This is a genomic window from Flavobacterium sp. CSZ, from assembly GCF_015350725.1.
Lineage (GTDB): Bacteria > Bacteroidota > Bacteroidia > Flavobacteriales > Flavobacteriaceae > Flavobacterium.
In genome coordinates this window covers 18906-33472 of sequence record NZ_JADKPQ010000025.1, presented here as the reverse complement: position 1 = coordinate 33472, position 14567 = coordinate 18906, and the positions used below count along the sequence as shown (strand labels likewise).

Genomic DNA, 14567 nt, shown 5'->3' with positions numbered 1-14567 from the left:
TTTTTAAATTGAACACTGTTCATTTTTTTGATCAAAAAAAAGGTTTAAAGTTTTTTTATTATTTTTAAATATTCATTATATCCTTCAGAAAGGATAGTATCCGGGTTAGAAAATTTCACACCTTTTGTTCTCTGACGTATTTCCAGACAGCACATTCCGTGTACTAAACTCCAAATCATAAAAGATAATGCTTCTAACGAATGCCCTTCAAAATGCCCATTGTCCATACATTCTTTTACAGTTTTCTTTAAAGCACCAAAAGTGTCAGCTCCTTCATTCCACGCTTCTTTTTCAGTACTTTCTATAAATTCCATTGGCGCTTTAACAATGAACATCAAATCGTACATTTCAGAATTTTCCATTGCAAATTTTAAATAGGTAAATCCCATTTTTCGAAGACGCTCCATTGGATCTTTAATAGCAAATAATTCGGTAAAATAGCCGCCTAGTTCTTGAAAACCAATAGAGTGGAGGTCGTGAAGAATTGCATTTTTATCTTTAAAGTAAACATACACAGTTCCAACACTGTAGTCAATTTCATCAGCGATATTTCGAATCGTAGTCTGTTCAATACCTCTCTCTAAGAAGAGCTTTTTGGCTCCTTTTAGGATTAGCATTTTTAAGGCTTCTTTTTCACGTGCTTTTCTTTCTGCTGTACTCATGCTGCAAATGTATGTATATTTTTTGAACACTGTTCATTTTTTTAAATAATAATTTAGAATTAGTGTGGTAGTGTATCATTTCTTCGTATTCCTCCTATGTTTTCGAAGGAATTATAGCGAGGAGCAACGTGTGATGTACTATACATTTTTTGAGTGAAAGTCCTTCGGACAGACTTATTAGGCGGGAAAAGCAATGTGTATTGTACTGCTTAAAATCTTATTTTGAGGGTCTAGTAGTTTGGACCATACTGTTTATTTGGACAATATGGTTGAAAAAATAACAAGTTAAGAAGTTGATTTAAGACTAACTATTTGCCATAATTTGGCATGTTGAAAAACGAACAAATATTTTTGCCTTTGAAGTACAATTGAGATACAAAAATCACTTACTTATTTGCCAATGCAAAAATTCGCGAAGATATTCCCCAATAATTCGTCATTTGAGACCTGACCTGTGATCAACCCAAATTGGTATAAAGCTTCACGAATATCAAGTGCAATCAGGTCACTAGAAAGATTGGTCTCAAGGCCATATTTTACTTTTTGTATTTCATCCAAAGCTTTTAGTAAAGAGTCATAATGTCTTGTATTGGTAACAATTGTTTCGTTATTACGAAGAGCACCGGTATTTACAAACGAAAGCAATTCATTCTTCAAATCATCAACACCAATTTTCTCTTTCGCCGAAATTAATAATAGCTTTGCATTCAGATTTTCAAGCTTAGTGGTAATGTTTGCTACTTCATCAGCAGACAGTATATCTTTTTTATTGACTACAATTACCAAAGGTTTAAGTGGATATTTATTCTTGATTTGTTCAATTTCAGAAACAAACTCAGAACTCGAAACCTGAAATTTTAAACCATCAAACAAATAGATTACTACTTGCGCCTGTTCTATTTTTTCGAAAGTTTTTTTAATTCCTATGCTTTCTACAACATCTTTGGTTTCGCGGATTCCAGCCGTATCAATAAATCTGAAACCAATTCCGCCAATAACCAATTCATCTTCAATAGTATCACGCGTCGTTCCGGCAATGTCCGAAACTATGGCGCGTTCTTCATTTAATAAAGCATTTAGTAAAGTCGATTTTCCTACGTTAGGTTCACCAACAATAGCAACCGGAATTCCGTTTTTGATCACGTTTCCAACTGCAAACGAGTCGATAAGACGTTTTAAAACAAATTCAATTCGGTTTAATAATTCATGAAACTGAGTCCTGTCAGCAAATTCTACATCTTCCTCTGCAAAATCAAGCTCCAATTCTATTAGTGAAGCGAAGTTTAAAAGTTCTTCACGCAGTTTTGCAATTTCATTACTAAAACCACCACGCATTTGCTGCATCGCAATTTGGTGTGAAGCCTCATTATCTGATGAAATCAAATCAGCAACAGCTTCTGCTTGTGATAAATCTAATTTTCCGTTCAGGAAAGCCCTTAAAGTAAATTCACCCGCATCAGCCATACGACAGCCTTTTCGCAATAATAACTGAATAATTTGCTGCTGAATATAGGTCGAGCCGTGACAAGAGATTTCGATTGTATTTTCGCCTGTATAAGAGTTTGGCCCTTTAAAAACAGAAACCAATACTTCGTCAAGTGTTTTCGAATCATCGACAATATGCCCCAAATGCAAAGTATGTGTTTTTTGCTTGGTTAAGTCTTTGTTTTTGATGGATTTAAAAACCGAATTTCCGATAGCAATCGCTTCAGAACCCGAAATTCGAATTATAGCAATAGCCCCGGCTCCCGATGGAGTCGCTAATGCAACTATAGAATCTTGATTTATCATGGCGCAAAGGTATAAAAAAAGCGATAAAGTTGAGCCTTTAAGACCATACCTAAAGCATGTTCTTTTCATCACTAAAAATATATTTATCAATAAAATATTAAATGTTAAAATACTGATAATTGTCAGAGTATTTTTATTATAGAATGACTAAATTTGAGAGAACAACTTCTAAATCACAATCAAAATGAAAAAAATATTATTCCCCACCGATTTTTCCGAATGTGCAACAAACGCATTTGTGCATGCTTTAGAATTTGCAAAAGTGGTCAATGCCGAACTTATTTTGTTACATACTTTTGAAATTCCGGTGTACGACAGCCAATTTTTTCCGGAAAACTATGCAGCGATTTACAGCTCGATAGAATTGGCAAAATTTGAAATGTTCAAAGACGAAATTCCAAAGTTAAGAACCATCGCAGAAGAAAGAAATTTAAGCGCTATTGTAATAAAACACCGTCTGATGGATGGAGATTTGATTTACAACTTAAAAAATGCAGTCGAAGAAGATAAGGTAGATTTTGTTATTATGGGATCATCAGGAGAAACAGACTGGACTAAATTCTTTCTGGGATCAAATACAAGCGCTGTAATTTCAGAAATTCAGGTTCCTGTTTTATGCATTCCTGCCGATACAAAATTCAAAAAAATAAAAAATATTGGTTTTACAACCCGTTACCGCGAAAAAGATAAAGTCGAACTTAGAAAAGTATTGGATATTGCAAAAAAAACAAATGCAAAAGTAAAAAGCTTGTACGTTAAAACATCAAGTTCAGACGTTTCTGATGTGACTATCAAAGAATGGGAAAAAGAATTTGCAAATGAAAATATTGAGTTTCTCGTACTGCCAAGCGATGAAGTAAAAGAAACTATACTTGATTTTATATTGTATAAAGATATAGACATTCTTACAACGATAACACACAAAAGATCATTCTTCGAGGGTCTTTTTGACTCTAGTTTCACTAAAAAAATTGCTAAAGAAGTTTCTGTGCCGGTTTTAGTAATGCACGAAACCTAAAATTTTGCTTTGATAGTAAATTTGTAAGTGTAAAACCTATATTTGTATTTCATTAAATTAAAAAAATGGAATCATATCAAAATAAAGTTGAGCACTATACTGCAATTTTCAATAAAATCAATAAAAGATACAATAGCATAAGTATCCTGCGTCTTTTAAGTGTTTTTCTTTGTTTGTTTTTATTGTTTTATTACATAAAAACAAATGAAATCTTATACGCCGCTTTTGCTTTTCTGTCTTTTGTTGGTTTTCTTTTTTTAATGAGAATCCATTCTAAATTGTCTTTTCAAAGAGAGCTTACAAAAGCGATTCTAAAAATCAATAAAGATGAAATTACGTATCTAAAAAGAGAAAAAATCCCTTTTGAAAACGGAATCGAATTCAACGATTTTCATCATCCTTATGCTTACGATCTGGATATTTTTGGAGAACATTCTTTATTCCAGAACATCAACAGAACCGCCACTTTTATCGGAAAAAAAACATTAGCCAATCAGTTATTGAACTTGTCTTCTAATGAAACCATTCTGGAAAATCAGCAAGCAATCGATGAACTTAAAACCAAAATCGACTGGCGTCAGGATTTCCTGGCTCTGGCAATGATTAGTAATGATTCTAAAAATTCATACGAATCACTACTTTACTGGAATTCATTTAAAAATAACACATTACCTAAAGTTATAGTTGCATTATCTGTTATTCTTCCAGTTCTGTTTTTAGGTTTTTTGGCAGCCTATTTTATAACTTTAAAAACGATTATTTTATCCTATCTCACGTATGTTTTTATTGCGAATCTGATTGTTTTAGGACAATCTTTTAAACGTATTCAATCTGAAATTGCAAAGGCAGATAACGTAGATAAAATCATCAAACAATATAGTTTATTGGTTCAGAAAATTGAAACCGAAACTTTTCAGTCAAAGAAATTAATCGACCTGCAACAACAGCTTGTTTTTAAAAACGCAACGGCAACCAAACATTTAAAAGACTTGTCTGAATTGTTTTCGAGAATGGATACCATTAATAATCTGGTAACCGCCATTGTTTTCAACGGAACATTTCTGTTTAATCTGCATGTTTTAAAAGCACTTTTAAAATGGAAAGACAACTATTCGACCGAACTCGAAAAATGGATTACAATTATTGGCGAATTTGAAGCCCTGAACAGTCTGGCAAATCTGGCCTATAACAATCCTGATTTTGTTTTCCCCGAGATCAATTCAGAATATAAAATCGGATTCTCAGACCTAAGTCATCCGTTGCTGAATCCTGCAACAAGGGTAGGGAATGACACTCATTTTTATCCGCAATCGTATATGATTTTAACCGGTTCGAACATGTCCGGAAAAAGTACTTTTTTAAGAAGTTTAGGAATCAATATGGTGCTTGGAGGAATAGGTTCAGTTGTTTGTGCTTCAAAGGCAAACATGCATCCACTTCCAGTTTTAGTTTCAATGCGATTATCAGATTCTTTGGCCGATAGCGAATCGTATTTCTTTGCCGAAATCAAGCGTTTAAAGCAAATTATGGATGCCTTAGAAGAACGTCCGGCTTTTGTATTATTAGACGAAATTTTAAGAGGAACAAATTCTGATGACAAACGTAACGGAACAATAGAAGTAGTCAAAAAAATCATCGCTAAAAATGCCATTGGCGCCATTGCCACTCACGATATCGAAGTTTGCCTGACAACAAACGAATATCCTGACATTCTAACCAATCAATGTTTCGAAGTAGAAATTCAAAACAACGACCTCCATTTCGATTACAAACTCCGCAACGGAATCTGTAAAAATAGAAGCGCCACTTTCTTAATGCAAAAAATGGGAGTTATTTAAGGATTTTAGATTTTAGAGTAGAGCTTTAGATTGTTTGGAATTTGGATTTTTTAAACTTGGGATTTAAATTTTAATCAGAAGCTATTTCCTGCTATCCGTTCCAATCTTTTGCTTTTTAAAGAAAATAGCAAAAGGATTTCCCCTTCTATCAGGGCTAGAGCAGTCGTTTTCAGTTAGAAAATTTATCTTAATTTATCACTCTGAGCAAAGAGTCGAAGAGCGTTTCAATTTTTCGTTTAATTTGTCATCCTGACGGAGGAAGGATCATAATAGAAACTCCACAATCTTTGTCGGGTCACAAGTGTGATCCTTCCTCCGTCAGGATGACAAAATTATTTTTTTACTTCAACCCTTCCTTAATCGTATTCACAAAAGCCTCAACCGGCTGCGCACCAGATACCGCATATTTCCTGTCAAAGACAAAAAACGGAACTCCCTGCACACCAATTTGATTTGCTTCATGAATATCAGAATGGACATTGCTTAAATAAAGATTTTCATTCTCAATAACTTCTTTTACTTCGTCAGCATCCAAACCAGCTTTAACGGCTAATTCAATTAAAGTTTCAGGATCGTTTAAATCTCTTCCTTCAGTAAAATACGCTTTAAAGAAAATTTCTTCCATTTCATCGCCTAATTTTTTGGTTTTAGCCAATTGTATAATACGATGAGAGGTTAAAGAATTTGAAATAATAGCTTTATCAAAGTGATAGTCTAAACCAACGCTTTTTGCGCGTTCTGTGACACCTTTATGCATTTCTATTGATTGCTCAACCGAAATACCTTTTCGTTCCGCCAGAAACGTAAAAACGTCTTTACCTCCTTGTGGAGTAATAGTGGGGTCAAGTTGAAAACTTTTCCACTCAATTTCAAATTCACCATCCGGAAATTCAGCTAAAGCAGTTTCCAGTTGTCTTTTTCCGATATAACAAAACGGACACATGATGTCCGACCAAATTTCTATTTTCATAGTTACAAAGTTATAAAAATTGTTTCAAGTTTTTATTTGTTTCAGGTTTCAGGTTTTCTTGCATTGTGTGGATTTTATCGCAAAGTACGCAAGAATCTTTTTATTGGGCTGAAAATGATCTCGCAAAGACGCAAGGACGCAAAGTTTATCTTCTTGGTAAGATATGCATCTTAGTTAAATTAACCGTAGAATGAGAGTATGAGCTTAAAAAACTTTGCGACTCTGCGAGATTAAAAAAGCGTAACTTATAAATTAACTTTACAAAAATGGAAGTTCGCAAAGTTTTTACACAAAGCTTTGCGTTCTTCACGTTTGTGAACACAATCTGAATACAAAAACCTTTGTGTTCTTTGCGGTAAAACCACACAAACCATATCGCATTTCAACTTGAAACCTGAAACAAAAAAACATGCCAAATAAAAAACCGCAAATCTTAAAAAAAGAATTGCGGTTTCTAGGTATAAAAAATGGTTGGTTAATAGCGATATTTTTTTTTTACAATGATATGTCTTTAATTCGAAACTAAAAAAAATCCCTGTAACAAAAAGAAGTTTTGATGTTAACTATTTAACATCACAGGCATTACCAACATTGTAACAGTTTCACCTTCTTCTAAACCATCAACTGGCGTTAGAATCCCGGCTCTGTTAGGTAATGACATCTCTAACATAATCATATCCGATTGTAAGTTGGTCAACATCTCTGTTAAAAAACGAGAGTTAAAACCAATTTGAAGATCGTCTCCCTGATAATCACAAGTCAATCTCTCTTCGGCTTTGTTAGAGTAATCGATATCTTCTGCAGAAACATTCAGTTCAGCTCCTGCTATTTTTAAACGAATTTGGTGTGTTGTTTTGTTTGAGAAAATTGCCACACGTTTTACTGAACTTAAAAATAAAGAACGGTCGATCATTAATTTGTTCGGATTCTCTTTAGGAATTACCGCTTCGTAATTAGGGTATTTTCCGTCGATCAAACGACACATTAAAATATAATTATCAAATGAGAAAGTCGCATTCGAATCGTTGTATTCAATTTTTACTTCAGCGTCAGAACTTCCTAAAATACTTTTTAAAATATTCAAAGGTTTCTTTGGCATAATAAAATCAGCTACCTGAGATGCTTTTACATCTGTGCGGGCATATTTTACCAATTTATGAGCATCTGTAGCAACAAAAGTTAAACCTTCCGGAGAGAACTGGAAGAAAACCCCCGACATTACCGGACGTAAATCATCATTTCCTGCAGCAAAGATTGTTTTGCTTACAGCAGTAGCTAAAACATCAGCAGGAACAAGAGTTACAGAAGGATCTTCAAGATTTACCGATTTAGGAAATTCTTCTCCCGCAGCATACGCTAAAGCATATTTACCGGAATTTGAACTAATTTCAACCGTATTGTTTTCTTCAACCGTAAAAGTTAAAGGCTGTTCCGGAAACGTTTTCAAAATTTCAAGCAAAAGCTTCGCCGGTACAGCAACACTTCCTTTGCTTGTAGAATCGATTGATAATGTAGCAGACATAGTAGTTTCAAGATCCGAAGCCGAAACTGTCAACTCATTATTGTCTAGTTCAAATAAAAAGTTATCTAAAATAGGCAACGTATTGTTACTGTTGATTACACTACCTAAAACTTGTAATTGTTTTAATAAGTACGAACTCGATACTATAAATTTCATCTCTTTTGTTTTATTTTTTTGCACTTTTCCTTAGTATTTCTTCAACTAAGATAGGTTTTACAAATATATCGTAAACAATCTTAGTTTCGCAATTTTTTTATTAACATCTATTTGCTGTATTTTCTTTTACGGATGTAAGTAAATACTAATCCAAAAACTAATAATATTAGAATTGGAAGTCCGATAGTTATGAATTGCGTCAGGCTGTAATTCTTGTAAACTTTCTCTCTGTCTAATAAAGGCAAGCTTACATCTTTGCTTCTAATGTTAATAAGTCCCGTGTCATCTAGCAAATAATTAATACAATTCATCATAAAATCTTTGTTGTCGTATAAATTACCTGTACGCTGATCGTAACCTAATTCTACCGGCATCATGTTTTTGTCTAATTGATTTCTGGCCAAATCACCATCGGCAATCACAATCATTTTGTTTGGTTTTCCTTTTGCTAAAAATGAATTTTCCTTAAAAGGCAAAACACGATTCTCGAAAGCCGAACGGAAAGAACCTTCTAATAAAACAGAAAGCGGTTTGTTTCCTGTGTTGATGTAATCCTGAGGCGAAGTTTTTTCGGTTACACTCCCTAAACTTATTTCTGTTGGAGTTCCAATTGCTTTCGAATATTGAGACGATTGTAATAAAACCGTTTTTTTAATTCCGTTTTTCAAAGTATCAATCGGACTGGCAAAATCAAATTTAATTTCGCCTAGATTTTTTACAATCGGATTATTGCTGGTTGGTAATACAACAGGGGCAAATTTCCAGATAAATTCCTGGTATTGTGTAGCACTTCCCTGTTCGCCAGTCGCTAATTTTAACTTGGTTCCTCGTTCATCTTTTACAAGATCAGGATTTATTCTGAATCCGTATTTAAAGAACATATCATTCAGGTTTAAATCTCTTGGATATGCTAAAGTCGATCCTGATTGATTGTACAAACTATCCATATCAGCCGCAACCTGATCGATTAACCATAAGGTTTTTCCACCGTTCATGATAAACTGATCCAGAACTTGTTTTTCTTCATCAGAAAAAGTTTGTGTTGGTTTTGAAATAATAGCTAAATCGTATTTTTTTAATGCGTCTAAAGTTCCGGTTGGATTTTTAGCTACAGAATCTAAAGTAAAAGGCCCGATGTAATAGCTTTCGCGAATTTGCATTAGCATTTTAGCAATATGCACTTCGTTTAACTCTCCGTTTCCTTTTATAATTGCAACTTTCTTTTGTCTGTCTTTGCTGATTTTATTGATGGCATCAGCAATAGAATATTCTAAATGCTGGATAGATCCGATAACTTTTTGTGTTGTCGAAGCACCCATTATATTTTTTAATAATGGAATGTTGACTTCTTTATTGTTGTAAACCGCAATTGCCCAGGGAAAAACCATTGCCTGAGATTGTTTTCCTTTATCGTCAACAGTAATGTTTATAGGAGTAAGTCCTTTTTGATACAAAGATTTTATAACATCCATGTTTTCTTCTCCGTTTTCTAACGGATTCACAAACTCAAAAACAATATTGCTGTTATAAGCCTGAAATTCTTCCAGTAATTGTCTGGTTTCCTGTTGCAGGCGTTTAAAATCTGCCGGCAAATCACCTTGCATGTAAATCTTGATTGATAATGGATTTTTAACCTGTTTTACGATCTGCAAAGAGGTTTCGGATAAAGTATAGCGTTTGTCTTTGGTTAAATCAAAACGGTTGAAAAATAAACTTCCCAATACATTTAAAACAATTAAAACAAAAACAGTTATACCTAACGTTTTGATATTTTGTTGAGTAGATGCTTTCATTACGCTTTAAAAGATTTTAATTGATAAACGGTAAAAGACAGAAATAATACTGTGATACTCAAAAAGTAAATCACATCGCGAGTATCAATTACGCCTCGGCTCATACTTTTAAAATGGTCCTGCATACCCAATGCTGAAATAATAGTAGACGATCCCGGAATTAATGAGGCTAAACCTTCAAAACCGAAATAAAAGATAAAACACAGAAAAACAGCAATGATAAAAGCCACAATCTGATTTTCAGATAGGGTAGAAGTAAAAATACCAATTGCCGAGTAAGCTGCTATAAGAAACAATAAGCCAAAATAAGAACCAATGGTACTTCCCATATCGATATTGCCTTCCGGAAAACCTAAATTCGAAATTGCTTTTACATAGACAAATGTTGGGATAATCGCTAAAATAATTAATAGGAGGGAACCAAAGAATTTTCCGTTTACAATTTCCCAAATCGATAAAGGTTTGGTCAATAACAATTCTAATGTTCCTTGCTTTTTTTCATCAGAGAAACTTCTCATGGTAACGGCCGGAATCAGGAAAATCAAAATCCAGGGCGCTAAGGTAAAAAATGGAGTCAAATCTGCATAACCGGTATTCAGTATATTATAATCTCCTTCAAATACCCATAAAAATAGCCCGTTGCTGATTAAGAAAATCGCAATGACCAAATAGCCAATAGGAGAGCCAAAAAAGGATTTTATTTCTCGTAAAATGATTGATTTCATGTAACTTATTTTTGTTTCAAGTTTTTCTTGTTTCAGGTTTCAAGTTGCTTTACTTTGCGAACTTTGTGTTTATCAAACCCTATTAAATATAATCTTTGCGTTCTTTGCGGTTAAATTATTCCAATTTTCAGCTTCAGCATACAACTTACAACCTGAAACCTGAAACAAAATAAACTAATTTAAGCTAACGAGCTTATCCACACTCCACGCTTCCGGTTTTGCATTAAACAACTGCTTTGTAAAACTCCAAACCGTATTAAAAAGTTCAGATTGTCTGTAATTTTCCAAATCTTCTTCGGTTTCCCAATAACTGTAAGTGAAAAAGATGCATTTATCATTTTTGTCCTGATACAATTCTAAAAAACGATTTCCTTCTGCATTTCGTATTTTGTCTTTCACACTTTCAAAATTCTCCAGAAAATCAGGAATTTTTTCTTCGTGAAAACTCATTTTTACTATTCGAACAAACATATTGCAATTTTAGATTTCTGAATTTAGATTTTAGATTTTTTTGGAGTCTAAAATTATTTCAGGTGCGCAAAAATACCAAAATAGATTGTTCTTTTTGTGAAAATTTAAAATATTATAAAAGTAAAGTTTTACCGCAATATTGTCATCTCGACAGAGGAAAGATCACACAAGGGAATCGGCCCAAATCCATTAAATCTGCGCATCATTTCAATCTAAAATCAGCAATCTGAAAATTTAATTGAATTTAATCGTAATCACATCTCGGTAATTCAGTCCCAATAAACTATTTGCAGAACCAACTTTTGAAGGATTACTTCTAAAAATGGCAATTTCAAGAAATCCTGCTTGGTTAAAAATAGCCAGTTTTTCTCCCTCGTAAGTTTTAATTGGATACTTATCTGAAGTTGCAATGGCGGAGTAATTAGGCAAAATAGTTTTGATGCTTCTGGGTTTCATTACGATTTCATACGGACGACCGCGCGAAACTTCTAAAAACTGTTTTTTAGATATGTTGGTCACAACGTTTCCTAAATGATCAATATAAATTACGTATCCTTTTAGTGTATTTCCATCTGCAGCCACAACAGCCTGTAATTCTGTAACCTCTTTAACGGCTTGAATTTCTTTGCCAATTACGTTCAATAATCCACCTTTTGCGATATGGCAGGCCACTTGTATAAAGATGTCCAAATCACTTGATTCTGTCGGAAAACGATCGTGTATGTTGATGGCAACAATTTTTTGCGGAACAATTTTCTGCGTTAGCATGCTTAAAATGCCATTGTCGGCACATATAAAGTAGTGATCATTCCATTGCATGGCAATATGCTGATTCTCTTTATTGCGCTCAATATCTACCCCAATTAAGTGCACGGTACCTTTTGGAAAACTCAAATAAGAAGCCCCAATAATGTAACTTGCTTCTGCAGTGTTAAATGGATCAACGTCATGCGAAATATCAATAATTGTAGCTTCTGTATACTCAGATAAAATTTTACCCTTAAGTGAACCAACAAAGTGATCCTTTAAGCCGTAATCGGTAGTAAGGGTAATTATTGACATAATTTTGTTTATAACTATTGGTAGTATTTAAATCTAATTTTCATTAAATTTGAGAAATGCAAATCTAAGAATACTAAATTCAAATTGAAAGAAAGAAAAGACAAATTGCGATAAAATATATAGTAGACTTAGTTTTCAGTTTCAGTTTTCAGTATTTTAACAAAAATGATTTTAAAACTGTGACTGCGATTAAAAACTGCGACTTTTTAAAACAAAACACCCGACAACCACTGATTATAAAACTGATTTATTTTTAATTTAAAATTAACTCATTTGAACGAAAGAATTATCGAGCTCATAGACATCGCTCCAAAAGACTTTTGGGGCGCTCAAGACACTCATCTTGAAATAATTAAAAAGTATTACCCAAAACTTAAAATCGTAGCGAGAGGTACCACTTTGAAAGCATTTGGCGAAAAAGAAGTTTTAGATGAATTCGAAAAAAGATTTCAGAGGCTTATGCTTCATTTTACCCGATACAACAACATTGACGATAATGTAATTGAACGCGTAATAATGAGTGATGGTCAGGATGAAAGAAAATCATTAGATCATGACAAAATATTAGTTCATGGAGTTGGCGGTAAAATAATAAAAGCCATGACACCCAACCAGCAGTTACTGGTAGATACCATCAAAAAAAATGATATGGTATTTGCTGTAGGTCCTGCCGGAACCGGAAAAACCTATACTGGTGTTGCAATGGCGGTTAAAGCGCTTAAAGAAAAAGAAGTAAAAAGGATCATATTAACACGACCAGCAGTAGAAGCAGGAGAAAATCTTGGTTTTTTACCCGGCGATATGAAAGAAAAATTAGATCCGTACATGCAGCCTCTTTATGATGCTTTGCGCGATATGTTACCCAACGAAAAGCTCGAAGACTACATTTTAAAAGGAATTATTCAAATTGCGCCATTAGCATTTATGCGTGGACGTACGCTTGATAATGCCTTTGTAATTCTCGATGAAGCGCAGAATACAACACACTCGCAAATGAAAATGTTTTTGACCCGTATGGGAAAAAATGCCAAATTCATGATTACGGGTGATCCCGGACAGGTCGATTTGCCACGCAGAACTATTTCTGGTCTTAAAGAAGCAATCCTGGTCTTGAAAGACGTTGACGGAATTGGAATTATTTATCTTGATGATAAAGATATCGTACGCCACAGATTAGTGAAAAAGGTAATTGATGCTTATAAACAAATAGAAAATCACGATTAACTTTATAAAATGTCAAATGTAAATCGTGAAATGTGTTTTGACATTTATTAATATTCGTTTTATGCATATCTTTATTAGAAATGTGTAAAACGAATATTTTTTTGAAATAACTTTATAAATTAAGAAATTCTTCGAATGGATAAGATCGAATCGGTAACTATTCTTGTAATAGGCTTATTATTTTTTGCTTTTAGATTAAACGCTCAAAATAAGGACAACTACAAAGGGAGCTTATCAAATAATAAATCAAAATTATCAGGTAAAGAAATTGTGGCAGAATTATCTAAACTTGATTTTTTTAAATTAACAGATAAATCAGATTTAAAAATAACAAAAGCTGAATTTGAAATTTCGTATAATGAACTGAGCTTTTTTGAAGGTTTAATGAAAGAAGATTTAATTTTTACTGATAATAGGTTTTACTTTATTGACTCTGAAACTTTATTTGAAGGAGGAGGATTGATTCAATATTTAGAAACAGTAAAACTTTCATTTGATAAACTCAATTTGAAACTTGTTTTTTCTGAGGAATATAATAATCAAACTGAAAAACATTGGAAACATACAATTAGGTTGAATGGAAAAGAATATGTAGCATTCGATAATGATTTTAGTGAAAATGATTGGGGAATTTCATATATAAACTTTATTGAAATGTTAAATAGTGAACTTAAATTACAACAGAGTAAAGAACAATTCTATCCGATTACTTCGGGAAATGATGGAAGAATAGTTTTATTAACGAATGAACAATTTGAGTTTGTGAAAGCAAATTATCCAAATAATGACGAGCATCCAAAAAAGGTTTCCGAATGGAAAAACAGCTACGGGTTTTAAAATTCAAAAGAAATGAAACAGCTAGATGATTTCTATTTAAAACAAGAAAAACCTGTAAAAGAGATATTTCTTGCCTTGAAAGAAATTATCTTAAAACAAGATTCAAACATTAGTAATGTCTTAAAATACGGAATGCCGTTTTTTTGTTATAAAGGAAAAATGTTTTGCTATTTATGGATTCACAAGAAATTCAATCAGCCTTATTTAGCCATAGTAGAAGGAAAACATTTTGACGAACCATTTTTGATTCAGGAAAACCGTTCGAGAATGAAAATCATGTTGCTCAATCCTGATGAGGATTTACCTTTAGAAAAGATAGAAACCATTCTGCAAAAAGCACTGAATTTATATAAAACAGGCATAATTAAAGTTTAAATTATTTAAAATTCAGTATTTGACGAAATAGTTAAATAAATAATAAACTTACTACAATTTAAGCTTTAAAGCCCATTTATCTTTGCTCTTCTTGCGGTAAAGCCGTAAATTTGCACATCATAA

General features: G+C 33.1%; 13 protein-coding genes. 5 read left to right on the top strand and 8 right to left on the bottom strand.

What is annotated here, in order from left to right; all coding sequences use genetic code 11:
- Nucleotides 1-44: 44 nt before the first annotated feature.
- Nucleotides 45-662 carry a TetR/AcrR family transcriptional regulator gene (locus tag IRZ78_RS22830; protein WP_194619289.1) on the bottom strand — a complete coding sequence of 206 codons (618 nt, stop codon included), beginning with the start codon at nt 660-662 and terminating at the stop codon, nt 45-47.
- Between the two features lie 390 nt (nt 663-1052).
- On the bottom strand, nt 1053-2453 hold the full coding sequence (gene mnmE, locus IRZ78_RS22825) for a tRNA uridine-5-carboxymethylaminomethyl(34) synthesis GTPase MnmE (protein WP_194619287.1): 1401 nt from the start codon (nt 2451-2453) through the stop codon (nt 1053-1055).
- A 184-nt stretch (nt 2454-2637) separates the two neighbouring features.
- On the opposite strand from mnmE, the gene IRZ78_RS22820 reads away from it, so the two are divergent.
- Nucleotides 2638-3471: a universal stress protein gene (locus IRZ78_RS22820; protein WP_194619285.1), complete on the top strand. Its 834-nt coding sequence runs from the start codon at nt 2638-2640 to the stop codon at nt 3469-3471.
- Between the two features lie 65 nt (nt 3472-3536).
- Nucleotides 3537-5309, top strand: a complete 1773-nt coding sequence (locus IRZ78_RS22815; RefSeq protein ID WP_194619283.1) for a DNA mismatch repair protein — start codon at nt 3537-3539, stop codon at nt 5307-5309.
- Nucleotides 5310-5649: 340 nt separating this feature from the next.
- On the opposite strand, the gene IRZ78_RS22810 is transcribed toward IRZ78_RS22815, so the two are convergent.
- The 6 genes from IRZ78_RS22810 to IRZ78_RS22785 form a co-directional block, all read right to left on the bottom strand.
- Nucleotides 5650-6279: a DsbA family oxidoreductase gene (locus tag IRZ78_RS22810; protein WP_194619281.1), complete on the bottom strand. Its 630-nt coding sequence runs from the start codon at nt 6277-6279 to the stop codon at nt 5650-5652.
- A 559-nt stretch (nt 6280-6838) separates the two neighbouring features.
- A complete protein-coding gene (dnaN, locus tag IRZ78_RS22805; RefSeq protein WP_065448533.1) occupies nt 6839-7957 on the bottom strand; it encodes a DNA polymerase III subunit beta in 1119 nt (372 codons plus the stop codon).
- A 107-nt stretch (nt 7958-8064) separates the two neighbouring features.
- Nucleotides 8065-9750 carry a gliding motility-associated ABC transporter substrate-binding protein GldG gene (gene gldG, locus IRZ78_RS22800; RefSeq protein WP_194619279.1) on the bottom strand — a complete coding sequence of 562 codons (1686 nt, stop codon included), beginning with the start codon at nt 9748-9750 and terminating at the stop codon, nt 8065-8067.
- Entirely contained in the window at nt 9750-10475 is a 726-nt protein-coding gene (gene gldF / locus IRZ78_RS22795; RefSeq protein WP_194619277.1) for a gliding motility-associated ABC transporter permease subunit GldF, read from the bottom strand. Before gldF ends, gldG begins: the two co-directional genes overlap by 1 nt.
- 174 nt (nt 10476-10649) lie before the next feature.
- Entirely contained in the window at nt 10650-10946 is a 297-nt protein-coding gene (locus tag IRZ78_RS22790) for an antibiotic biosynthesis monooxygenase family protein (protein WP_194619274.1), read from the bottom strand.
- Between the two features lie 234 nt (nt 10947-11180).
- Nucleotides 11181-12008 (bottom strand): SAM-dependent chlorinase/fluorinase, encoded by an 828-nt coding sequence (locus IRZ78_RS22785; protein WP_194619272.1) that lies wholly within the window; start codon nt 12006-12008, stop codon nt 11181-11183.
- 273 nt (nt 12009-12281) lie between these two features.
- Between IRZ78_RS22785 and IRZ78_RS22780 the strand changes: the two genes are divergently transcribed.
- The 3 genes from IRZ78_RS22780 (at nt 12282) to IRZ78_RS22770 (ending at nt 14444) form a co-directional block, all read left to right on the top strand.
- A complete protein-coding gene (locus tag IRZ78_RS22780; protein ID WP_078229967.1) occupies nt 12282-13232 on the top strand; it encodes a PhoH family protein in 951 nt (316 codons plus the stop codon).
- A gap of 135 nt (nt 13233-13367) precedes the next feature.
- Nucleotides 13368-14069 (top strand): hypothetical protein, encoded by a 702-nt coding sequence (locus IRZ78_RS22775; protein WP_194619270.1) that lies wholly within the window; start codon nt 13368-13370, stop codon nt 14067-14069.
- 12 nt (nt 14070-14081) lie between these two features.
- Nucleotides 14082-14444, top strand: a complete 363-nt coding sequence (locus tag IRZ78_RS22770) for a DUF1801 domain-containing protein (protein WP_194619268.1) — start codon at nt 14082-14084, stop codon at nt 14442-14444.
- Nucleotides 14445-14567: the final 123 nt, after the last annotated feature.